At 58.2% G+C, this 392-nt stretch carries 1 protein-coding gene; it reads right to left on the minus strand.

The window, feature by feature from the left end:
• Nucleotides 1–392 (minus strand): ribonucleotide reductase N-terminal alpha domain-containing protein (locus GPK89_RS14730; protein ID WP_275951445.1); only part of this gene is annotated, 392 nt, incomplete at both ends.

Here is a 392-nt window from a genome sequence, read left to right on the forward strand (position 1 = left end):
ACGGCGGTGTCGTTGACCAGCCGAATCCAGCGGATAACACCACCCGCCGCCCCTTGAAAGCCGCGGATGGTGCTGCCTGCAGCGCGCACCTTACCGAAGTACATCCCCATTCCACCGCCGAATTTAGAGACCTTTGCGAAGTTGTCCAGCGAGCGGTAGATGCCGTCCAGACTGTCCGGCACAGTGTCCACAAAGCAGCTTGAAAGCTGATGGTAGGGCTTTCGCGCGTTAGACATGGTAGGTGTCGCCATCGTGACCTCCATACGGCTGAGCATATCGTAAAAGCGCTTTACCCACCCCATGCGGTCAGAGCCTTCGTTCATAGCAAGATGCAGCGCGATACCCAAAAACATCTCCTGCGGTGTTTCCAGCGGCACGCGGCTGCGTGACTG

The organism is Gemmiger formicilis, from assembly GCF_018784445.1.
GTDB lineage: Bacteria > Bacillota > Clostridia > Oscillospirales > Ruminococcaceae > Gemmiger.